Here is a 20,119-nt window from a genome sequence, read left to right as displayed (position 1 = left end):
GAACCCACGACCCCAACCTTGGCAAGGTTGTGCTCTACCCCTGAGCTACACCCGCGTTCCGTGGGCGGTGTTATTACTGAACTTACGAAGACATGCAAGAGAGAAAATGTACCCTCCAGTCAATTTTTCAGCCCGCGCCGTTTCTTGCGAAGAAGAAGCCTGATCTTCTGACGAGATCAGAGGCGTTCCCACGAAAGCGCCCTTGCACACAGGGCCATCAGGCCCGATCTTCAACGGAACTAGATTTTCCCAGCAGGATGGCTTCCATTCCATGAGCAGCACTTTTGACGAACATCTGATTGGCCAGTCCCCGTCTTCAGGCAAGGCCGCATACATCGTCGAAGCAGATCAGACGACGTTCATGGCGGACGTTGTTGAGGCCAGCCAGCAGATCCCGGTTCTGGTGGATTTCTGGGCCCCCTGGTGCGGCCCCTGCAAACAGCTGACGCCCGTTCTGGAAAAGATCGTCCATGCCGCCAACGGACGGGTTCGTCTGGTCAAGGTCGATGTAGAGGCCAACAAGTCCCTCGCCGCTCAACTGGCTCAGATGGGGCTTCCGCTTCAATCCATTCCCGTCGTGGTCGCGTTCTGGAAGGGGCAGGTTCTGGATCTTTTCCAAGGTGTGCAGCCAGAAAGTGAAATCCGCCACTTCGTCGAATCGCTTTTGAAAGCTGCTGGCGGCACGATGCCCGCAGCAGATATTCTGGCCGCAGCCAAGACAGCCCTTGCCGAAAACCAGCCCGCAGAAGCTGTCGGCCTCTACGCGCAGGTTCTCGATGCAGAACCTGAAAACCCTGAAGCATGGGGCGGGATGCTGCGTGCACTTCTGGCCCTTGATGAGTTGGAAGGGGCAGAAGAAGCGTCCAGCCAGATCCCTGCCAAGCTTGATAACCATCCTGAAATCACAGGCGCGCGCGCAGCACTAGCCCTCAAGAAAGAAGGTGCAGCAGCGGTTTCCGAACTGGATACTCTCAAACAACAAGCCGCGGTCTCACCTGCTGACTTCGATATCCAGCTCAAACTAGCTGGCGCGCTCAATGCTGCGGGAAATCGCACGGATGCTGCGGATGTCCTGTTGGGCATTATCCGTCAGGACCGTGACTGGAATGAAGGCGCTGCCAAAACGGAACTACTGCGTTTCTTCGAAGCATGGGGCCATACGGACCCTGTAACGCTTGCTGCGCGTCGCAAGCTGTCTTCTCTGCTGTTCTCATAAGCCCATGACGAATACGCCCGACACCTTCCTGGATCTCAATGATATCCCGCGCAGGGTTCCAGCTCTTGCGGACCTTACTCTTGCGGATATTCCTCCGCGGGTCGGGCTTTTTCCACTGTCTGGAGCCATGATCCTGCCGGGAGGGCATCTGCCTCTGACGGTCTTTGAACCGCGCTATGTCGCCCTTCTGGAAGATGCTCTCGCGGGGCGCCGACTCATCGGGATGATACAGCCACAGGAAGAAGACGAAACGGATCCCCTTCCCGTCCTGCATAACATTGGGACACTTGGTCGAATCACCAGTTTCACAGAACACTCTGACGGTACATTTTCCATCACGCTTCTGGGCATCACTCGTTTCAGACTGCTGATGGAAGGTTTGACACAACGGGGCTGGAGAGAAGGCACTATCGACGCCTCACCTTTCTTTTCAGACCTGCTGGAAAGCGACCCTTCCCCGATCAATCGGGCGCGTCTGCTAAGCCGTTTGAAAAGCTATCTGACAGCACATCAGCTACAGACGGACTGGTCTTTGCTTGATGAAATGGATGATGACATGCTGCTCGTCATTCTGCCGATGCTTGTTCCGTTCAGTTCTGAGCAGAAACAGGCTCTTCTTGAAGCAAGTACACTGGATGACCGCGCCGGGGTCTTGCTGGATCTTCTGGCAAAAGGCATGGAATGACCATGAACACTGAACTTGACCCTCGCCTCCTGTCCCTGCTGGTTTGCCCCCTCACCAAAGGGCCGCTCACCTATGACCGTGACACGCAGGAACTTATCAGCCCCCGCGCGAAGCTGGCATTTCCAATCCGGGATGGCATCCCCATTATGTTGCCGGAAGAAGCGCGCTCTCTCTGACGGAGGCCGCTCTTCAGACCCGATGCAATGCAGGAAGATCGTTCTGAACCTTGAAGTTCATGACGATCTTCATCAACTGGGCGGCATCCCCCACCAACTCCTGACTGGAGTTGCTCATCTGCCTCACGATCGCCGCGTTGGTCTTGGTCACGGCTTCAAGCTGTGTCGTACTGGTGTTGATATCCATGATCCGCTGCGCCTGAGCCTCTGCACCTGAGGCAATTTGTCCCACAGCTTTCCCCAGTCGATTCACGGATGCGCTGATATTACCAAGCGCAGCCCCCGTCTCGTCGACCATCGTCACGCCACGCTCCACGTCTTCCATACTGCTGCTGATCAATTCCTTGATCTCACGGGCGGCTGTCGTAGACCTTTGGGAAAGCGCACGTATCTCTTGAGCAACAACAGCAAAACCTCGCCCCGCATCGCCGGCACGTGCCGCTTCTACGCCTGCGTTCAAAGCCAGAAGATTTGTCTGAAAGGCGATCTCATCAATAACGCCAATAATCTGGACAATCCGTGTGGATGATTCCGAGATCTTGGCCATTGCTTCAACTGTCCGAGCAACAACTCCCGTACTTTGCCCTGTTTCATGGCAGCAGGCTTCGACCGTCTCATCTGCCTGGCGCGCTTCCTCAGCCACTTCCTTTACGGACGTCGTCAACTGGGTAATGTTGCGCGATACGGTGCCCAAGGCGTCAACCTGCTCCGCAATACGACAGGCAATGTCTTCGGATGAACTGCTGATCGTTCGGGCCCGGTGCTCCACCACACCAGACGTGGAACGTACCCCCTGCACAATCCGCCCCAGTCCACTGCAGGCGCGCTGGAATGCCCCGCTCATCCGCGCTGCCTGACTGGCGAGCTCAGGATCAATGTCCTGCACAAGATCTCCTTCCGCCATGCGGTCCAGCGAATCTGCAAGTGCTTCGGAAAGAGCGGACAGGCTTTCGTTGCGCTCTTTCTCGGCGCGCGAACGCTCCTGCCCGTCCAGATTCAGAGTGTATGTCTCAAGGCCAAGTTCCATATCCAGAAACGCGGCTTTGACCAAAAGCCCGACCCGCGCGGCAACATCCTGACTGGTCAGAGCAGATCGGCGTTTACCGAACAATCTCGCGAAAAAACCGTGTTTCTGGTCTGGCCAGGCCTCCTGAATAACACCTGCGACAATACCTTCGACCAGCAGCCCGTAACTGCCGATATACCATTGTGGATCCAGGCCAATACGGGCGTGGGTATTCCCAATCGCACGCGTACTCTGGACATAGTCGGGGCCAAAATCACCCTCGAGAATACGGCTCCAGTGTTTTTCCTGCTGTGTGCGGGCTGTATTCTGCTGGGAGGAGCTCGAGAAAAAACGTGCCAGTTCCGGTGTCTCGTCCACTCGGCGATAAAACCGATCAAGCGCGGGGGGCAAGATCCGGCGGATCTGTTGGCCAATTCGGGATATCAGGGCTTTTTCGCTGGCCCCAATTCCTAAAAAGGCAAGGCGCTCTTTAATATCTGCCGCGACCTGCTCGGTCATTTCTGGTCTCCAAGACGTCAACTCGGCCCACTGGTAAGGACTGCCTCCGCCCTACCACGCCAATAGTTACGCAATCATGAAGACCAGACCGTCAGATGGCCTCGCTGTCCTTAATTCCCGCTATTCTTCCCGTATGACACTTCCGTATCCGGCACGGCAGGGCGCGGGGTGATATCGGCTGTATTGCCACCTACACCACTCGTCCCAAAGGTCATTCCTTCAGAGGACGGAGCTCTGCTTTCCCGGGGACGGTTTTCCTCGCTCATTCCACCCGGCGGCATCGGCATAACGGGGGCATCATCCGCATAGGATACGCCGCTTGGATGCGAGCGACGATGAGAGGTTCTATCCGGAGCGGCTCCCGGCGGGGGAAGTGCGGTCATATCCGCAGCCGGTCCGTCAAACATTGAACCAACACCACATCCCGTCAGGGACAGGCAGGACACCATCAGGGAAAGAGAAAGCCACCGCATAAGCTGACATTACCATTTCCTTGCGGTTGACGCATCCCCATCTCAAGTGGGACACAGCGCTGCCTGAAGCTGCTTCATGCTCTCACAGTCGAGGACGTTTTTTGATGTTTGAAGGCCGGATTACTTCTGCCGCTACGCTGCGACGGGCCTGGTGGGACAGTCTCTTTGTGGACCATTCCATCTTTCGCCTCGGCTGGACAAATCTTGCGGAAGTCGTTCCTGGCAAGGTGTGGCGCTGCAACCACCCAACACCGTCACGTCTGCGCAGACTAACAAGGCAGCTTCACCTCAAGACGCTCGTAAACCTGCGCGGGCATCGCAAATGTGGGTCAGACGCTCTTTCTCGCAGCACAAGCGAGAAGCTGGGTCTGACGCATCTAGATATGGCGTTTGAGAGCCGGGGCGCACCCCACAAGGATCGCATCCTGCGCTTTCATGCCATGTATCAGACCCTTCAGTTTCCAATGCTGATGCACTGCAAGTCAGGCGCTGACCGCGCAGGACTGGCTTCGGGGCTGGTTGTGATGTTTGAGGGGGGAACGGCAACAGACGCTCTCAGGCAACTGCACTGGCGCTTTGGACATTTCAACCGGTCCCGCACGGGCATTCTGGATGCATTTTTCCTGCGCTACCGTGCTGAAGCCGAAGGGCGTCTTTCCTTCATGGACTGGCTTCAAACCGAATACGATGAAGACCGTCTGCGGGCCGATTTCAAAGCGGGCAAGATTTCGTCCTTCCTAAACGATAGCGTCCTGCGCCGCGAATAGGCCCTGGCTTATTCTTCTGCCGGGCCGAGGCTGCGGATAAGGTCCAGCATCCGCTTGCGCACGGAAGGATCTGGAATGCGATAATAGGATCGCACCAGATCAACCGTTTCACGACGGCTGAAAAGCGCCGCTTCATCGGCTGGGAGATCAAACAGGCGAGGCGGTTGAACCGTTTTACGGGGCGGACCGCCGAAAGTGGCCTGCGTTTCTGCAAAACCTGTCGTGACCGAAGGCTGAAGGGGAACAGGTGCCGTCTTAGGCGCCGCATCCTGCATATCATCGAAGAAAAAACCGATCGGCACATCCAGAACACGCGCCAGATCGTAAAGACGGCTTGCCCCTACGCGGTTGGCACCACGTTCATATTTCTGGATCTGCTGGAACGTAAGTCCCAGCGCCTCTCCAAGCTTTTCCTGCGAAAGCCCCATCAGCGTGCGTCGCAGCCGAATGCGGTTTCCGACATGCACATCGACCGGGCCAGCAGCCGAAGCACTTTTTGGCTCGGCCTTAACGTGACCCGTAGACATGATGATCCTCCCCAGAGACCAAGAGAAGGTAAATAAAACAACCTTAGATTGTCAATATTAACCTTTTTGACGCATTACAACCCGCTCTCTCTTTCGGCGAACCGTTGGCCAGAGTGAGAGCAAGATGCACAGTATCGACAGAGACAGAGGAATGGCGCGTCCATACCGGGAGAATATCGTTGGTGAGAGGGGTGACGGAATATCACTCACAATGACATCTGCCCTGCCCCAACCCAGACGAGCCGTTTCGCGTCCGGCCGCATCATAAATCGCAGAAATGCCAGTGTTGTTAGCAAAGACAACGGGAAGACCTTCTTCCACCGCCCGCAGACGGCCCGTGGCAAGGTGCTGACGTGGGCCAGCACTATTGCCGAACCAGGCGTCATTAGAAATGGTGACCAGCCAGTCAGGCCGATCATGCCGTGCAACGACAGACCCGGAAAAAATGATCTCGTAGCAAACCATTGGACCGACGCGGCCAATATCGGGAAGATCCCATGTCCTGAGACCAGGCCCCGGCGTCAGAACTCCTGGAAGCACGTTGAAGGGAATGATCCAGGGCTGGTACTCCCCAAATGGCACCAGACGGCTCTTGTCGTAGATGGACGTAATCTTGCCATCCTGATCCACCAGTTCGAGGCTGTTGTACCAGTGGCCATTTTCTTCACGATCTGACCCGATCATTGCCGGAGCACCGCCGGCTGCATGGGCAATCACCTGCCGGGCCAGTTCATCCTCGTCGAGGAGCCCCGGAAAGCCGGATTCTGGCCAGATGACAACAACAGGCCGGTCATCGCCCATCAATCTGGCCTTCTGTGTTCCCTGAGCCGTCAGGCGGAGGTAGCGGCGAAAATTTTCGATGCTCTGCTGCCGGTTGATGATTTCATTTTCCGAGACATTCCCCTGAACCAGAACCGCACGCGGATTACTGATCGGCAACGGCGTCACTGTAGCAAGCCGCCAGTAGCCGCCACCGAGCCACAGCCCGCCGCACACTACAACACTCAGGACGGCAACACGTCCACGGAAAAGAGCCAGAGACGCCAAGACCAGTGCAAGCGTCAGACCATCGACACCCAGAATGGACGCAGGCTGGATCAGTGCATTGCCGACCAAACCGGGCAATTCCAGATCGCTGCCAAGCGGGTTCCAGGGAAAGCCTGAAAAAATCAGGACGCGCGCCATATCAACGACCGTCCAGCTTCCGGCGAACATCAGAATACGCCGCCATCCCGCTGGCACAAGACGACAGAGAACTGCCGGAACAGCCATCAACGGGGCAATAATGAGCGCAACACCCGGAGCCGCGAACGGGATGACCCACCAGAACTGATGGATCCGCGTCAGAATGGCATTGGTCAGCCAATACAGGCCTGCCGTGTGAAACCCCATTCCGAACAGGAAGCCGCAAAGAGCAGCCTGCTTCCAGGATGCAGCATCCTCAGAGGCGCGATAGAGAACCAGCAGCCCGAGAGGCAGCACAAAAAGCGCATAAACAGGCGGAAGAGACAGGGCAGAAAACGCCCCTGCCAGCACCATCAGGCCGGCAAGTCGCCAGCCACGCACAGGGAGCGTCGAAATCATGAAGATGATTATCCGTTAGAAAAAACGGTCGGGCCACAGAGGCCCGAGCCGGAAATCAGTCCAGAGCGTCCCGAAGGCGGCGCTCGTAATGGCGGTAATATTTGTCCGCCAGAAGCTCACTCTTTACCAGAACAGCTACGTCCGTCGTGTTAAACTGCTCGTCCACGACAGCGCCGTCTCCAACATATCCCCCAAGGCGGAGATATCCTTTGATGAGCGGCGGCAGCTTGTTGAGGCAGGCCCGATAATCAAGCGTGTGCGGGTCCGTACGCAGCATTTCCACATAACGATCTGGCAGCGCACGAATTCTAAGAGCTGGAGGAGCCAGATGATTATGATGCAGATAGGTCAGTTGATCGGAGAGCGCGTCAGGATCTGTGCCCGGAAGGCTGCCGCAACCGAACAGCACGTCGATGCGGTGAAGAAAGATATAGGACGCAATGCCACGCCAGAGGAGCTGCATTGCAGAACGCCCACGATGTTCGCGGGCCACACAAGACCGGCCAACCTCAAGCAAACGCCCCGGAAATTCTGTCAGGGTCGAAATATCGTATTCGGAAGCCGTATAAAAACGGCCAATCTTCTCGGCAGCATCGGAACGTAGAAGGCGATAGGTTCCGACGACGCCTTCTGCACCAGAAGAAATGCTGTGGTCGATGACGAGAAGATGGTCAGCAACCTCGTCAAACTCATCCACATCCCGCTTTGTACGGAATGCGCGTTCGTCCGGGTGGGCGCCAAGTTCTTCGAAAAATACACGATACCGCAGGGCTTGAGCAGCATCCCGCTCAGCCTCGGTAACAGCGATGCGAACACCCAGAGAACCGCCCCGAAGCTCCTGAAAACCACCATCGCGGTTCAGAGCCAGCGTGGAGAGGGTCTCCATCTGCTTGAGTGTTTCTTCACTGCTGATGAGCGAATGGGCTGTCGGTGAGGTTTTTTCCTCGGCCGGATTGGTGCTCATGATCCGCTCTTGTTCCTGTTCTTGGCAACAGTCTGCTTCGGAGTTTCTTTTTCAAGACGATGACCGAAGAGTTCTATGCGGTGTGAGACGAGATCGAATCCGAGACGTTTTGCAATCTGCGTAAGCAGACGGACAGGTTCGTCATCTTCAAATTCGATGACACGGCCGCTGTCCACATCAATCAGATGGTAGTGATGGCCACTGTCGCTGGCCTCATACCGGGCACGCCCGCCACCGAAATCACGGCGTTCGAGAATCCCTTTTTCTTCCAGAAGACGCACGGTCCGATAAACCGTGGCAACGGAAATACGGCTGTCTATGGCGGATGCGCGCCGATAAAGCTCTTCTACGTCCGGATGGTCGCTGGCTTCAGACAGAACATGGGCAATGACCCGACGCTGTCCTGTCATCTTCAAACCATTTTCCACGCAGAGGCGTGCAATGGGAGAATCATCGACAACGACGGAACCTTCTGGCTTCCGACCTTGCGTGCGAGCGCGTCTGTCCGCGATTTTCATATCTACGACCATATCAGCGGCCTAGCCGAAAACCGGACCATTTGTCCAATCAGAGATGCAAATAAAAGAACCGGCTTCCTGCGGATGAAGATCAGGAAGCCGGGAAACATCCTCAGTCTTCGCGACGACGGCCGAGGCCGATCTTGCGTGCCAGGGAGGAACGATGGCTTGCGTAGTTCGGAGCAACCATCGGGTATTCCGGCGGCAGACCCCAACGCTCGCGGTATTCCTGCGGCGTCATGTTGTAGGCTGTCTTGAGGTGACGACGAAGCAGCTTCAGCTTCTTCCCGTCTTCAAGGCAGATGATGTAGTCAGGGAATACTGATTTGCGGGGCGGAACTGCTGGCACCGGCTTCTCAGCGGGAACCTCTTCCTGCACATCCACCGTTGCAAGCGAATCATGTACCGAGCGGATAAGACCCGGCAGCGCGTCGGCTCCGATGTCATGGCTGGATACGTAAGCGGTAACAATCTGGGCGGTCAGATGGCGCAGATCGAGGTCTGCAGTCTCATGCGGCATAGTGTAATAGTCCTTCATCCGGAAACGACGAGTTCCCTATCAGTAGAAGCCTCCTACCAGCAAGCAAAAACAAGGAAAAACTAGAATATGACAAAATATGAAACATTTCTTCTTGATGTAAGCAACAAGATCTGTCCGATGACGACTGTACATGTCCGCGCCCGTCTCGACACCATGACTTCCGGTCAAAAAATAAAAGTGATCGTTAAAGGCGAAGAACCCAGAAACAATGTAACTGCATCGGTACTATCACTTGGTCACAAAATAATAGAAAATTTGCCACATCAGGAAGACCTTGATCTTTACTGTCTTCTCATTCTGAAAGCGTAGAGACCAGAACCAGAGCATCGCTTCCATCACGATAGTAGCGACGTCGATGGCCAGCCTTTATGAACCCACACCGTTCATAAAGTTTTTTTGCTGCATTGTTACTTATTGATACTTCCAGAAATATTTTTCCTTTTGGAAGTATTTGCTCAACCAGAGATTTACCCAGACCAAGACGCCGAAACTGCGGTCGAACAGCCAATGTCAGGACTTCTGTTTCATCCATGATGGTTCTGGTCAGAATAAAGCCCGCAGGCTCTTTCCCCTTGAGAGCAACAAGAGCTTCTGTACCCGGAAGATCAAGAAGAGATGCGAAGGAGTCAGCGTCCCACACTTCTCCTCCCGCAAACGCCTCTTCATGAAGGGCTGCCAGTAACGGGGCACTTTCCACGCCCATGACTTGAAATATCGAATCCGGAAGAGACGGTATCATTGAGGTAAAGGGCGTAATCCAGCAGCGGGCGGTTTGGCTTCTGGAGGGTCGACATACAGAGGCATCAGTGGCCCCGAAGGCTGAATCTCGGCGGCCCGGACAATCCCAAGAGCATCCGGAGCTATACAGGCCACAACATTACATGGCCACGCTTCGCGCTCGGACACTGCATCCCCGGCAACAGACTCAAATGCAGATGCATCGAGAGCGTCGGCAGAAATCGCAAAAACCTCGCCCGTCGGCGGGTCCACAAAATACCGACCGCGTCTGGCAACACTAATACAGGTTACATCAGGCTGACCGAGCGTAGCCCGAATGGCAGCCCCTAGAGTGACGCCAATTGTCGGGCATCCCCATCCTGCGGCCAGACCTGCGGCAAGAGAGAGTGACGCTCTTAAGCCGGTGAAAGACCCTGGGCCGATTACAGCAACAACCCTGTCAGGCGAGCCAGACCAACCACCAGCTTCGAGAACAGTCCGTAGTACCGGAGCAAAGTGCTCGGAAGCACCCCTCCCCGCCAAATGCTGTTCAGCAACGATACGACCGTCTTCGACGAGCGCTACAAGATTGGTCGATCCCGTTCCGGCACCTGCGCCGTTAAAAACAACGGTCCTCACAGGCACAGACATGCCTCGCCGAAGTCGAGACGTGGCGCACGGGGTTCTGCATGATCCGGATGAGGCTCATTTTCAGCAGGGTAACCAAGTCCCACCAGAAAATTCGCCCGCCAACCCGAGGCTGTTAGCAGCGCGTCTTCCACCATAAACGCATCAAACCCGGACATCGGCATGGCTGCCAGTCCGAGCATCCGTGCCGCCAGAATAAGATAACCGCCTTCCAGCGTGCCGTTCCGGAAAGCCGTCTCTTCCGAAAGCCCGACATCCGCCGCAAACCAGTCCCGCAGACCTTCCTCTGCACCCAGACGTGGCAAAGCCTCGAAGAACAGAGGATCATGGCAGACAACGGTCAGAACCGGTGCCGCCATGGCGCGAGCGACATTTCCCGGTGAAAGGGCCGGGCGCAGGCGCTCTTTGGCATCCTGCGTTGTCAGGAACACAAAGCGTCCCGGAGAGCAGTTGCCCGACGTGGGGCCAAGCTTCACCAGATCGTAGAGGTGACGCAAAACATCTTCCCGGACCGGACGCGGGGAAAACGCACGCGGTGTTCGGGCCTGCGTGAAAAGGACTTCGGCTCCCGGCACGGGACCGGAAGCCAAATCGTCAGTCACGGGAAGAGACGTCTGGCCATCCATGGATCAGTCCTCAACCTGCTCAACGGACTGCACTTCCGGCACATAATGACGGAGCATGTTTTCAACACCATGCTTCAGCGTCGCGCGGGAAGACGGACAGCCGGAACAGGCGCCCTGCATCGTGAGGTAAACAATCCCGTCCCGGTAACCACGGAACGCGATGTCACCACCATCTCCGGCAACAGCGGGACGAACACGTGTGTCCAGCAGATCACGGATACGCGTCACGACATCCGCATCTTCCGGCGCGACGTCGTATTTCAGCGCTTCGTCATCACCGGCCAAAACAGGCTTTCCGCTTTCGAAAAACGTGGTCAGAGCGCTGAGAACAACAGGCTTGAGATCGCCCCAGCTGACGTCCTGCGCCTTGGTGATGGACACGAAGTCACTTCCCAGAAAGACGCGCTTGACGTCTGGCAGGGCAAAGAGGGCTTCAGCAAGCTCGGAGCGGCCTTCGGCAGCAGAAGCTTCGCCAAAATCAACCGTGCGCGTGTCATTCGTGACCGGTCGACCCGGAAGGAACTTCAGCGTGGCGGGATTCGGAGTATCTTCGGTTTCAATGAACATCGTCATCATGTCCTCAGTGGCCAGTCCGCACCTGACATGTGCCACTTCAGCCGCTGGCGCAAGGGTCTGGACCAACGTAGTCCCACTTCTTGTCTTTCAGCTCTGAGGACGGGCACCAATCGAAGGCTTGCGCGCTGGCGGCAACACAATCGTCGCACACAGACCTCCATAGCCCTTTTCAGCGTCTCCCCGTCCAAGCTTGAGATACCCACCTTCCCGGGCAATCTCGCGGGTTACGATGGCCAGGCCGAGCCCAATCCCACCTGTCTGCCGAGAGCGCGATCCTTCGAGCCGATAGAATGGCGCCAGAACCCGCTCGTATTCGCTCTCCGGAATGCCAGGGCCGTTGTCCTGAATGGAAATTTCTATGGCGCCGCCTTCCTGAACCCTGAGCGTTGCGAGGGCGTTTCCCCCGTAGTTCAGGGCGTTTTCAATCAGGTTGGACAGAACGCGTTTGATGGCCAGAGGGCGGACGTGAACCAGAGCACGGTCTGGCCCTTCATAACGCGCATCCTTGCCGTGATCTGCGTGGTCGTCGACCAGAGTCGCAAGAGTCGCGACGATGTTGATGGTGCGAGGTTTTTCCGGATCATCTGCGCCCGCGAGATAGGCAAGAATACCGTTAACCATCCCCTCCATCTCATCGAGATCCGACTCGATGGCCGCCTGCGCTTCTCCATCATTGAGGAATCCGCACCGGAGTCTCAGACGCGTCAGAGGCGTGCGGAGATCGTGTGAAACGGCAGCCAGAGCCTGCGTCCGGTCATTGATGAGGCTCTGAATACGGCGCTGCATGGCATTGATGGCCCGAGCAACCCCGCGAACTTCACGCGGGCCCCGTTCCGCCAACGGCACCCAGGTTTCGTTTGAGCCGATCTTGTCCGCTACAGAAGCCAGAGCCCGCAAGGGCATACTCAGCCCCCGGATCAGCATGGTTGCCGCGATCGCAACAGCACCTGCCGCAATTGCTGCGGAGGCTAGTCCGCGCGTAAAATGGTGGTGCCCCAGAAGACCGGGAACACGGAAATGAATGTATGTTCCGTCAGGAAGGCGTTCGGACCCAAGCACATCGGGTGTGCCTGTTCCTAGTGTGTAAAGATCAAGCTGGGCCTGCGCGAGGATGGGATCATCCTTGATCAAGCGGGCCGTGAGATCCCTCAGAACCGTAGGACGATATCCCGGCAGATGCGGCAGGGCCGTTGAGGGCTGCCACGCAACACTCAGTTCACTGCCTGACAGCATGACTGCCAGGAAGGAGCGCTGCGTCACAGGCGCGGCAGCGAGAACCCTCAGATCTGTACTGAGGGCTTCGCCAAGCTGCGCAATGCGCACGTCATCAACAATGTAGGTTTCAGCCTCGCCGTAAAAAACGGCGTTGGCGAGGAAGACCAGCGTGACCGCTACGGTCAGGACGACGCAAACGCGACCGACCAGCCCCAGCGGCCACAGCAGGATCCGATTCTGAATGTTCAGACCCGCTCAACCTCGGCCACGAAGATATATCCCAGCCCGCGAACCGTACGAATCAGCTGGTCCGCATCTGAACCCAGCTTGCGACGAAGTCGGCTGACGAGAACATCGATGCTACGATCAGACACATCGCCCAGACGGGTCCGGGACAATTCCAGCAAACGGTCACGTGCAATAACGCGCTGCGGGTTGTCGAGGAAGCTGGTCAGAAGGTCGTGTTCTGCACCTGAAATATCGACAGTCGCCCCACTCGGGTCTGTCAGTTCACGACGACGCAGGTCCAGCATCCAGCCTGCGAATTGCAGTCTTTCACGCCGCACCTTCTCCGGTGCCGCGCTTGGGCTGCCACGACGAAGCACTGCCCGAACGCGGGCCAGAAGCTCGCGCTGCCCGAAAGGCTTCGGCACATAGTCATCCGCGCCGGATTCGAGGCCGGTCACACGGTCGCGTTCTTCACCACGGGCAGAAACCATGATGATGGGAACCTGCGAGGGGGGCGTTTCGTCAACATGACTGGCCCCCTGGCCATTGCGCAGAGCACGGCACAGCTCAATGCCGTTCGTGCCTGGCAACATGATGTCAAGGATGATGAGATCAACCGGAGCCACTTCAAGAGCGGCCCACATCTCATCTCCACTTGCCACACCACGGGCGCGGAAACCGCCGCCCTGTAATGCGCGCAGAATGAGGGTCCGCATTCCTGCGTCATCTTCGACAACAAGGATACGGGCGGGAAGATCGGGATCGGAAAGATTTGGCACCATACTTTTCCATAATCGCAGCAGGGCAGATACCACAAGCAACAAATCTGGGCTGAAACTGTTCCCTTATCTTTAGCGCTCATGACGGAAAACATTTTCTAGCTTACAATACACGAAACGCAGGAACAGCCTATCTCGGTTCCTGCACTCGACCGGAGTCTCCCATGACAAGCGTTTCTCCCGGCGTCGTAACGGGCGCCGACTACCAAACTCTTCTTCAGGCGTGCAGGGACGGCGGGTATGCCCTTCCGGCCATCAATGTCGTTGGCACCAACAGCGTGAACGCCGTTCTGGAAGCGGCTGCAGCCAATGGCTCGGACGTCATTATCCAGGTTTCAAACGGTGGGGCACGCTTCTTTGCTGGCGAAGGCCTGCCGGATGCCCATCGCGCCCGCGTTCTTGGCGCAGCATCGATGGCCCATCACGTCCATCTGCTGGCCAAGGAGTACGGAATCGCCGTCATCCTCCACACCGATCACGCTGATCGCAAGCTGATTCCCTGGCTTGAGGACCTGATTTCCCTAAGTGAAGCAGAGTTCAAGACTACCGGACGCCCGCTCTTCTCATCCCACATGCTCGATCTTTCGGCCGAGACACTGGATGATAATCTCGCCCTTTCGGAAAAGCTTCTGACGCGCCTCGCCCCTCTGGGCATGGGCCTGGAAATCGAGCTTGGCGTCACAGGCGGTGAAGAAGATGGCGTCGGCCATGATCTGGAAGAAGGTGCGGACAATGCGCATCTCTATACCCAGCCGGAAGACGTGCTGAGAGCCTGGGAACTGCTCTCGCCTATTGGCATGGTCTCCATCGCCGCGTCTTTCGGCAACGTTCATGGCGTCTACAAGCCAGGCAACGTCAAACTTCGACCAGAAATCCTGAAAAATTCTCAGGACGTCGTGCAGAAAGCCACAGGAAGCGGGCCCAAGCCCCTCCCGCTGGTCTTCCATGGTGGATCAGGGTCAAGCCTGGAAGAAATCCGGGATGCCGTGTCCTACGGGACGTTCAAGATGAACCTGGATACGGACATCCAGTTCGCATTTGCTCATGGCGTGGGCTCTTATGTGAGCACGCATCCGGTCGCTTTCCAGCACCAGATTGATCCCGCCACAGACAAACCCATGAAGTCCTTCTACGACCCTCGCAAATGGCTGCGTGCGGGTGAGAAGTCTATCGTGGAGCGGATGAGCGAGGCTTTTGAAATCCTCGGCTCCAAAGGTCAGTCCATCGCTCGGAGCTGAAACAGCTCCCAGCGATAGCGCCGGGTCTCAGGGACCCGGCGTTGCCGAGGCAAGCTTCGTCTTGGTCACGTCCTGCGCTGCGGGGACAACCTCTTCCCAGCCTCCGCCAAGCGCATTGTAGAGACGCGCCAGATTGGTCGCGACAGTCGCATCACTGTCAGCAAGACTCATTTCAGCGGATTGCAGCTGACCCTGCGCGTTCAGCACGTTCAGATAGTTTGTCAGACCACTGCGATACTGGCTCTGGGCCAACTGGAGCGCCTTGCGGTTGTCGTTCACAGCCCGCTCAAGCCCCTGATGGCGGAGCTGCTCATCACGGTAAGCGATCAGAGCGTTATCCACATCATGCCACGCCTGGATGACCGTCTGCTGATAGGAAATTGCCGCAGCTTTCTGGGCATATTTCTTCAGCTCAAGCTGGCCGCGCAGACGTCCTCCCTGAAAAATCGGTAAGGAAATGGATGGGCCAACGTTCCAGGCCCGCGCATTCCAGAATCCGAGATCGCGAAATGACAGGGTCTGGAATCCGAAGTCTGCATTGATGGTAATCTTCGGATAAAAATCGGCCGTTGCTTCACCCACTTCTGCCACAGAAGCACGGAGCTTGGCTTCAGCTTCCCGGATATCCGGGCGGCGATGCGCCAGTTCAGACGGCAGTCCGACAGGAACGACAGGCGGCACAACAGGGATACCTGCGTCCTTCTCCAGTTCAGCATTCAGGCTGCCCGGAGGCGCACCGAGCAGCAGCGCCAGTGCATTTTCTTCCTGCGCCACACCTTGCTGAAGCTGAGCAGCCTGCGCTTCGGTGTCATGTTGCCGGGCCTGCGCGGAATCGACATCCACTTCCGTGACCAGACCACTGCGATAGCGGCTCTGGGAAATATCCACGATCTGCTTCAGCGTACCGAGATTGTCCTGAAGAACCTTCAGGCGCTTCTGGTCCCCGCGGAGCGTCATGTATCCACGCGCCATATCGGCCTGCTGGGCAATCAGGACCGAGCGGCGCTCTTCGTCCGTGGCTTGAAGGTCTGCTTTGGCAGCATCGTACTGGTGGGCCACCCGGCCCCAGAGATCGATTTCGTAGCTGGCATCAATGGATGTCTTCCACTGGTTCAGCAGAGGGATCGTGGCCCCGCTGGCTGCACCACTGAGAATGCTACTGCCCTGATCTCCCAGAAGCCCGTTGTCGGACTTGGCAATATTACCGCCCACACGCTGGATGATTTCCTGCATCTGCTTCGTGCTGAACTGACTGCGTGTATAGGAACCGGATGCACTCAAGCCTGGGAAACGCTCGGCTCCAGCCATCATGAGCTGCGCACGGCTCTGCGCCAGATTAGCCGTCGCGAGGCGGAAGGACAGGTTCTGCTGCACCAGACGGTCTTCCAATGAGACCAGTTCCGGATCATTGAAGACCGTCCACCATTTGCTGGCTGCTTCCGCGTCACTCGTCACGCTCTTAGGGGCCCCTGTCATGTGATCGGCATAGTGCGCCGGAGACCAGGGATGAGGCTCATGATATTCCGGTCCGACCCGCAGGCAGCCAGAAAGAGCAACAAGGGCGCAGCCAGACAGCAGCGCGCGGGATAGAAAGGCTGCGCTCACAAAGAAACTCCTGAAACGGAAATGATCTTGCGGTGACCGACCAGTTCGGTCAGCATATTGGAGACGGTATTTTTTCCGCAAAAGGACCTTGCCCCCTCATGACCAGCACGCCGACTGACCGCCCCGAGAGTATGCCTGACGAGGCCAGTGCATCTCTGTGCCAGCTGCGCGCCAAACGCGAGCAGATTTTGCAGGGAGCGGAAAAAGTCTTTCTCGCAAGCGGGTATGAAGGCGCGTCCATGTCGCAGATTGCGCGGGAGGCCGGTGTTTCGAAGGGCACGCTCTACAATCACTTCGATGGTAAGGCGTCGCTCTTCTCCGCATTTTTCGAAGAACGCAGCAAAACCAAGCTGGCGGCCATTGAAGCTATTTCCCGGGAGGACGGGCAGGACATTCATACGAGTCTGCGCCGCCTGACGGAAACTGCCATCAAAATGATGCTCCACTCGACGTCCATGGACCTGTATCGCATCATCGTCGGCGAAGCCGGAAAATTCCCGAACCTTGCCGACGCCTTCTGGCGCTATGGCTTTGGACGAACCCTGTACAACCTTTCCGACTGGCTCCGCCGCCGCAGCGATGCAGGCGAACTCCAGATCGACGACCCGGATTTCGCTGCCGAGCAGTTGATGATCCTGTGTCAGGCCCGCATCGTACATCGCCGTCGGCTCATGCTGCCTGTCGATGACAGCCCGGAGGCCATCAGCCGACTGGCCAACATTACGGCAGATTCTTTCATGAAGATCTACGGCCCGCATCATCAGTGACCCCCCGCCGGCTTCGCTTTCTTCGTGTTGTTCGGTGACAGAAGGAAGCAGAGCGGAACAACGAACATCGCGATGATGCCAATCCAGCGGAACACTTCGTTGTAAGCCAACATTGAGATCTGGGACGTGAAGTCCATGAACAGACGATGGATTGCGAAAGTATGCGCAGCTGCGGGGGTCAGACCATGCGCTTCCCCAACGGTCTGCGCATGGTTGATATAGTTCGTGAACTCCTGCCGCCCGGGCGTCATATTATCGGCCACATAACCCTGGTGCCGCTGACGGGTCTCAATAATTGCCGCAGTTGCCAGCGAGATGGCCATCGACCCCACATAGTTTCGCGCCATACTGAACAGGGCTGATGCGTCCGAGTTCAGCTCACGTGGCAGCGTCGAATACGCGATCGTTGAAATCGGCACAAAAAGGAAAGCCAGAGACGCGGTCTGACTGATTCGATAAAACATCAGGTGTTTGAAATCGATTGCCGCGTACAGATGGGCAGCCTGGAACATCGCCATGCCCATACAGAAAAACCCGAAAGCAATCAGATACCTCAGTTGAATGACCTTCATGAGGCGGCCAACAATCGGTATCAGGCAAATTACCGCGACCCCACCTGGTGCAAGCAGCAGACCAGACGTGGTTGCCGTATAACCAAGCACCTGCTGCGCAAATTGCGGAACGATAATGGCAGACGCGTAGAGGGTCGCCCCCACCATGGAAATCAGGAACATGCCGGTTGCAAAGTTGCGGTCCTTCAGAACCGTCAGCTTCACCAGCGGGTCCTTGGCATAGCAGAGCCACACGATCGCACCGAGCACACCGATCACACCCAGAACAGCCATGGTGATGATGAAGTTCGAGCCGAACCAGTCATCGTCTTCGCCACGGTCGACCATGACCTCAAGGCAGCCCAGCCCCAGCGTAATGAGACTGATGCCGATTACGTCAATCTTTTCGCGTTTTTTCTTCTCCCATGGCGGATCTTCCACAAAGGCCGTAACCGCCATGACCGTCAAAATACCAAAGGGAACGTTGACGAAGAAAATCCAGCGCCAGGAGAAGTTGTCCGTCAGATAGCCACCCAGCATCGGACCGAGAACCGGGCCAACGATGGTTGCAATGGCCGTCATGCCGAAGGCTGCACCACGTTTTTCGGGCGGGAAAGTATCCAGAATGATGGACTGCTGACTTGGTTGCAGACCACCACCGAAGAAGCCCTGCATCAGTCGGAAGACCACCAGCATGGGCAGCGATGTCGCCAGACCGCACAGGAAGGACGAGACGGTGAACATCGCAATACAGATGAGGAAGTACCGCTTGCGCCCGAACAGGCGTGAGAGCCAGCCGGAAATCGTCAGAACGATACCGTTTGCCACCAGATAGGACGTCAGCGCCCAGGTGGCATCGTCATAGGAACTGCCGAGCGATCCCGCGATATGCGGTAGCGCCACGTTGACGATGGTGGTGTCCAGCACCTCCATGAAGGCCGCCAGCGTGACCGTGACGGCCACAAGCCACGGATTGTGACTGGGTTTCCAGTCCTGATGCCCGGCAGTATCGCTCATTTCACATAGACCGTAGGAACGACGGAAAGACCAAGAGCGAGTGGCAGCTGCGGATCAAGACCGCTGTCGATCAGGATCTTCACCGGAATACGCTGCACAGTTTTCACGAAGTTGCCTGTCGCATTTTCTGGCGGGAAGGTGCTGAAGGATTCACCGGAGCCAAGCTGAATGGAATCCACGTGGCCCTGCAGTTTAAGCTGTGGGTACGCGTCAACTTCGATGTCCACTTTCTGACCCGGACGCATGTGGGTCAGCTGTGTTTCCTTGTAGTTGGCCACAACCCAGACTTCTGGCTGGACGATCGTGAACATCTGCTGGCCGGTCTGGACGAAGTTGCCACGCTCGACACTACGCTGGGACACCCAACCATCATGAGGGGCGCGAACCTGCGTCCATTCCATGTTGAGCTCAGCCTGTTCCAGGGATGCCTGGGCAGACTTCAGATTGGCTTCTTCCTGCGAGACGCGGGCATCCGCATTCGCGACATTGGCCTTCACCGGCTCAGCCTGCGTCAACTGACCCTGCGCCTGCATGACACGGGCTCTGGCTTCTTCAAGAGCTGCACGAGCGTAGTCAATGTCCTGCTGGGACGTTGCGGCACGTGAAACACTGCGCTGGCGCTTGTAATCTGCTTCAGCCTTCGTCAGCTGGGCCTGAGCGGCAGAAAGACTGCCCTGAGCCGTTACGAGCTGACCTGGGAAGTTCTTGTGCGCCACTTCAACCATCAGCTGATAGGCCTGCATGTTGGCCTGTGCCTGCTGGATTGACGCCTGTGCCTTGTGCAGGGATGCCGCGTAGTCGCGGTCATCAATGGTCAGCAGAAGATCACCGCGATGCACATACTGGTTATCGTTCACCAGCAGCTGCGTCACATACCCGTTCACGTGCGGCGCAATGGCGATCTTGCGACCGGCCGTATAGGCGTCGTCCGTCTCGATGTTATTGCGGGTCAGGAAGAGGTATGAACCAATCCCCACCAGCACCAGAACAACCAGACAGATCAGAAGCACCCGTACAAGGGGATTACGCTTTTTCTGCGGTTTTCCGGACGCTCCGGACTGCTGTTCGGCCTGCGCTTGGTCGCCCTGCGCCATATCGTCTCTCTCGCTTTAAACGGGTCTGTCCGAAGTGACCGGCTGAATGAAATGGCCTCTGAAAAGGCCGATTGACCGATCG

Annotated in this window: 23 protein-coding genes; 7 read left to right on the top strand and 16 right to left on the bottom strand. The window is 56.9% G+C overall.

Translation table 11 applies throughout. The features are described from left to right. Positions 1-271 precede the first annotated feature (271 nt). From ABF979_RS07120 to ABF979_RS07110, 3 genes are read left to right on the top strand one after another with little or no spacing between them, the layout of a single operon-like run. Entirely contained in the window at positions 272-1,216 is a 945-nt protein-coding gene (locus tag ABF979_RS07120) for a tetratricopeptide repeat protein (RefSeq protein WP_415558764.1), read from the top strand. Between the two features lie 4 nt (positions 1,217-1,220). Then, positions 1,221-1,901, top strand: coding sequence for an LON peptidase substrate-binding domain-containing protein (locus ABF979_RS07115; protein ID WP_415558763.1), 681 nt, complete (start codon positions 1,221-1,223; stop codon positions 1,899-1,901). Further along, positions 1,898-2,077, top strand: a complete 180-nt coding sequence (locus ABF979_RS07110) for a Trm112 family protein (RefSeq protein ID WP_046900670.1) — start codon at positions 1,898-1,900, stop codon at positions 2,075-2,077. Before ABF979_RS07115 ends, ABF979_RS07110 begins: the two co-directional genes overlap by 4 nt. A 13-nt stretch (positions 2,078-2,090) precedes the next feature. Here ABF979_RS07110 and ABF979_RS07105 read toward each other — a convergent pair whose 3' ends face one another. Together ABF979_RS07105 and ABF979_RS07100 are read right to left on the bottom strand one after the other, a co-directional pair. Next, positions 2,091-3,602 (bottom strand): methyl-accepting chemotaxis protein, encoded by a 1,512-nt coding sequence (locus ABF979_RS07105; RefSeq protein WP_415558761.1) that lies wholly within the window; start codon positions 3,600-3,602, stop codon positions 2,091-2,093. A 110-nt stretch (positions 3,603-3,712) separates the two neighbouring features. Then, a complete protein-coding gene (locus ABF979_RS07100; protein WP_215750003.1) occupies positions 3,713-4,075 on the bottom strand; it encodes a hypothetical protein in 363 nt (120 codons plus the stop codon). A 104-nt stretch (positions 4,076-4,179) separates the two neighbouring features. Between ABF979_RS07100 and ABF979_RS07095 the strand changes: the two genes are divergently transcribed. Continuing rightward, complete coding sequence (locus ABF979_RS07095; RefSeq protein ID WP_415558758.1) at positions 4,180-4,842, top strand: protein tyrosine phosphatase; 663 nt, start codon at positions 4,180-4,182, stop codon at positions 4,840-4,842. 8 nt (positions 4,843-4,850) lie between these two features. Here ABF979_RS07095 and ABF979_RS07090 read toward each other — a convergent pair whose 3' ends face one another. The 5 genes from ABF979_RS07090 to ABF979_RS07070 form a co-directional block, all read right to left on the bottom strand. Continuing rightward, positions 4,851-5,369: a helix-turn-helix domain-containing protein gene (locus tag ABF979_RS07090; RefSeq protein WP_415558757.1), complete on the bottom strand. Its 519-nt coding sequence runs from the start codon at positions 5,367-5,369 to the stop codon at positions 4,851-4,853. A gap of 57 nt (positions 5,370-5,426) precedes the next feature. Beyond that, the gene (lnt, locus tag ABF979_RS07085) at positions 5,427-6,953 is read right to left on the bottom strand and encodes an apolipoprotein N-acyltransferase (protein WP_415558755.1); all 1,527 of its coding nucleotides are present in this window, start codon (positions 6,951-6,953) and stop codon (positions 5,427-5,429) included. Positions 6,954-7,008: 55 nt separating this feature from the next. Next, positions 7,009-7,839: a GNAT family N-acetyltransferase gene (locus ABF979_RS07080; protein WP_174694812.1), complete on the bottom strand. Its 831-nt coding sequence runs from the start codon at positions 7,837-7,839 to the stop codon at positions 7,009-7,011. Positions 7,840-7,913: 74 nt separating this feature from the next. Further along, on the bottom strand, positions 7,914-8,447 hold the full coding sequence (locus tag ABF979_RS07075) for a Fur family transcriptional regulator (protein ID WP_052750032.1): 534 nt from the start codon (positions 8,445-8,447) through the stop codon (positions 7,914-7,916). Positions 8,448-8,547: 100 nt separating this feature from the next. After that, positions 8,548-8,955 (bottom strand): MucR family transcriptional regulator, encoded by a 408-nt coding sequence (locus tag ABF979_RS07070; protein ID WP_202207091.1) that lies wholly within the window; start codon positions 8,953-8,955, stop codon positions 8,548-8,550. Between the two features lie 87 nt (positions 8,956-9,042). On the opposite strand from ABF979_RS07070, the gene ABF979_RS07065 reads away from it, so the two are divergent. Further along, entirely contained in the window at positions 9,043-9,285 is a 243-nt protein-coding gene (locus tag ABF979_RS07065; protein WP_415558753.1) for a sulfurtransferase TusA family protein, read from the top strand. Here the strand turns inward: ABF979_RS07065 and rimI are convergent. The 6 genes from rimI to ABF979_RS07035 form a co-directional block, all read right to left on the bottom strand. Further along, complete coding sequence (gene rimI / locus ABF979_RS07060; protein ID WP_415558752.1) at positions 9,269-9,679, bottom strand: ribosomal protein S18-alanine N-acetyltransferase; 411 nt, start codon at positions 9,677-9,679, stop codon at positions 9,269-9,271. The two genes, ABF979_RS07065 and rimI, sit on opposite strands and share 17 nt — an antisense overlap. A 32-nt stretch (positions 9,680-9,711) precedes the next feature. After that, positions 9,712-10,344 carry a tRNA (adenosine(37)-N6)-threonylcarbamoyltransferase complex dimerization subunit type 1 TsaB gene (gene tsaB / locus ABF979_RS07055; protein WP_415558750.1) on the bottom strand — a complete coding sequence of 211 codons (633 nt, stop codon included), beginning with the start codon at positions 10,342-10,344 and terminating at the stop codon, positions 9,712-9,714. Then, a complete protein-coding gene (locus ABF979_RS07050) occupies positions 10,329-10,967 on the bottom strand; it encodes a malonic semialdehyde reductase (RefSeq protein ID WP_415558748.1) in 639 nt (212 codons plus the stop codon). Before ABF979_RS07050 ends, tsaB begins: the two co-directional genes overlap by 16 nt. Before the next feature lie 3 nt (positions 10,968-10,970). Further along, complete coding sequence (locus ABF979_RS07045; protein ID WP_046900986.1) at positions 10,971-11,534, bottom strand: NifU family protein; 564 nt, start codon at positions 11,532-11,534, stop codon at positions 10,971-10,973. A gap of 96 nt (positions 11,535-11,630) precedes the next feature. Further along, positions 11,631-12,983 (bottom strand): ATP-binding protein, encoded by a 1,353-nt coding sequence (locus tag ABF979_RS07040; RefSeq protein WP_415558767.1) that lies wholly within the window; start codon positions 12,981-12,983, stop codon positions 11,631-11,633. Between the two features lie 20 nt (positions 12,984-13,003). Next, complete coding sequence (locus tag ABF979_RS07035; protein ID WP_064274614.1) at positions 13,004-13,768, bottom strand: response regulator; 765 nt, start codon at positions 13,766-13,768, stop codon at positions 13,004-13,006. Between the two features lie 161 nt (positions 13,769-13,929). On the opposite strand from ABF979_RS07035, the gene fbaA reads away from it, so the two are divergent. Continuing rightward, a complete protein-coding gene (gene fbaA, locus ABF979_RS07030; protein WP_202207086.1) occupies positions 13,930-15,003 on the top strand; it encodes a class II fructose-bisphosphate aldolase in 1,074 nt (357 codons plus the stop codon). A gap of 27 nt (positions 15,004-15,030) precedes the next feature. On the opposite strand, the gene ABF979_RS07025 is transcribed toward fbaA, so the two are convergent. Next, positions 15,031-16,608, bottom strand: coding sequence for an efflux transporter outer membrane subunit (locus ABF979_RS07025; RefSeq protein ID WP_415558746.1), 1,578 nt, complete (start codon positions 16,606-16,608; stop codon positions 15,031-15,033). A gap of 98 nt (positions 16,609-16,706) precedes the next feature. Here ABF979_RS07025 and ABF979_RS07020 point away from each other — a divergent pair, with 98 nt between their 5' ends. Further along, positions 16,707-17,375: a TetR/AcrR family transcriptional regulator gene (locus tag ABF979_RS07020; RefSeq protein WP_215749990.1), complete on the top strand. Its 669-nt coding sequence runs from the start codon at positions 16,707-16,709 to the stop codon at positions 17,373-17,375. Here ABF979_RS07020 and ABF979_RS07015 read toward each other — a convergent pair. Both ABF979_RS07015 and ABF979_RS07010 read right to left on the bottom strand, forming a co-directional pair. Beyond that, positions 17,369-18,943: a DHA2 family efflux MFS transporter permease subunit gene (locus ABF979_RS07015; RefSeq protein WP_415558744.1), complete on the bottom strand. Its 1,575-nt coding sequence runs from the start codon at positions 18,941-18,943 to the stop codon at positions 17,369-17,371. The two genes, ABF979_RS07020 and ABF979_RS07015, sit on opposite strands and share 7 nt — an antisense overlap. Then, on the bottom strand, positions 18,940-20,037 hold the full coding sequence (locus ABF979_RS07010) for an HlyD family secretion protein (RefSeq protein ID WP_046900655.1): 1,098 nt from the start codon (positions 20,035-20,037) through the stop codon (positions 18,940-18,942). Before ABF979_RS07010 ends, ABF979_RS07015 begins: the two co-directional genes overlap by 4 nt. Positions 20,038-20,119: the final 82 nt, after the last annotated feature.

Source organism: Gluconobacter sp., assembly GCF_047723935.1.
GTDB lineage: Bacteria > Pseudomonadota > Alphaproteobacteria > Acetobacterales > Acetobacteraceae > Gluconobacter.
This window is presented reverse-complemented; position numbering and strand designations above follow the sequence as displayed.

Excerpts from the sequence above, each read along its gene's own strand:
- ABF979_RS07110 (WP_046900670.1), top strand. The coding sequence starts at position 1,898 with ATGACCATGAACACTGAACTTGACCCTCGCCTCCTGTCCCTGCTGGTT.
- ABF979_RS07115 (WP_415558763.1), top strand. The coding sequence starts at position 1,221 with ATGACGAATACGCCCGACACCTTCCTGGATCTCAATGATATCCCGCGC.
- ABF979_RS07105 (WP_415558761.1), bottom strand. The coding sequence starts at position 3,602 with ATGACCGAGCAGGTCGCGGCAGATATTAAAGAGCGCCTTGCCTTTTTA.
- ABF979_RS07080 (WP_174694812.1), bottom strand. The coding sequence starts at position 7,839 with ATGGAGACCCTCTCCACGCTGGCTCTGAACCGCGATGGTGGTTTTCAG.
- ABF979_RS07050 (WP_415558748.1), bottom strand. The coding sequence starts at position 10,967 with ATGGATGGCCAGACGTCTCTTCCCGTGACTGACGATTTGGCTTCCGGT.
- lnt (WP_415558755.1), bottom strand. The coding sequence starts at position 6,953 with ATGATTTCGACGCTCCCTGTGCGTGGCTGGCGACTTGCCGGCCTGATG.
- ABF979_RS07020 (WP_215749990.1), top strand. The coding sequence starts at position 16,707 with ATGACCAGCACGCCGACTGACCGCCCCGAGAGTATGCCTGACGAGGCC.
- ABF979_RS07120 (WP_415558764.1), top strand. The coding sequence starts at position 272 with ATGAGCAGCACTTTTGACGAACATCTGATTGGCCAGTCCCCGTCTTCA.
- fbaA (WP_202207086.1), top strand. The coding sequence starts at position 13,930 with ATGACAAGCGTTTCTCCCGGCGTCGTAACGGGCGCCGACTACCAAACT.
- ABF979_RS07075 (WP_052750032.1), bottom strand. The coding sequence starts at position 8,447 with ATGGTCGTAGATATGAAAATCGCGGACAGACGCGCTCGCACGCAAGGT.
- ABF979_RS07035 (WP_064274614.1), bottom strand. The coding sequence starts at position 13,768 with ATGGTGCCAAATCTTTCCGATCCCGATCTTCCCGCCCGTATCCTTGTT.
- tsaB (WP_415558750.1), bottom strand. The coding sequence starts at position 10,344 with ATGTCTGTGCCTGTGAGGACCGTTGTTTTTAACGGCGCAGGTGCCGGA.
- ABF979_RS07065 (WP_415558753.1), top strand. The coding sequence starts at position 9,043 with ATGACAAAATATGAAACATTTCTTCTTGATGTAAGCAACAAGATCTGT.
- ABF979_RS07015 (WP_415558744.1), bottom strand. The coding sequence starts at position 18,943 with ATGAGCGATACTGCCGGGCATCAGGACTGGAAACCCAGTCACAATCCG.
- rimI (WP_415558752.1), bottom strand. The coding sequence starts at position 9,679 with ATGGGCGTGGAAAGTGCCCCGTTACTGGCAGCCCTTCATGAAGAGGCG.
- ABF979_RS07045 (WP_046900986.1), bottom strand. The coding sequence starts at position 11,534 with ATGTTCATTGAAACCGAAGATACTCCGAATCCCGCCACGCTGAAGTTC.
- ABF979_RS07070 (WP_202207091.1), bottom strand. The coding sequence starts at position 8,955 with ATGCCGCATGAGACTGCAGACCTCGATCTGCGCCATCTGACCGCCCAG.
- ABF979_RS07100 (WP_215750003.1), bottom strand. The coding sequence starts at position 4,075 with ATGCGGTGGCTTTCTCTTTCCCTGATGGTGTCCTGCCTGTCCCTGACG.
- ABF979_RS07010 (WP_046900655.1), bottom strand. The coding sequence starts at position 20,037 with ATGGCGCAGGGCGACCAAGCGCAGGCCGAACAGCAGTCCGGAGCGTCC.
- ABF979_RS07090 (WP_415558757.1), bottom strand. The coding sequence starts at position 5,369 with ATGTCTACGGGTCACGTTAAGGCCGAGCCAAAAAGTGCTTCGGCTGCT.
- ABF979_RS07095 (WP_415558758.1), top strand. The coding sequence starts at position 4,180 with ATGTTTGAAGGCCGGATTACTTCTGCCGCTACGCTGCGACGGGCCTGG.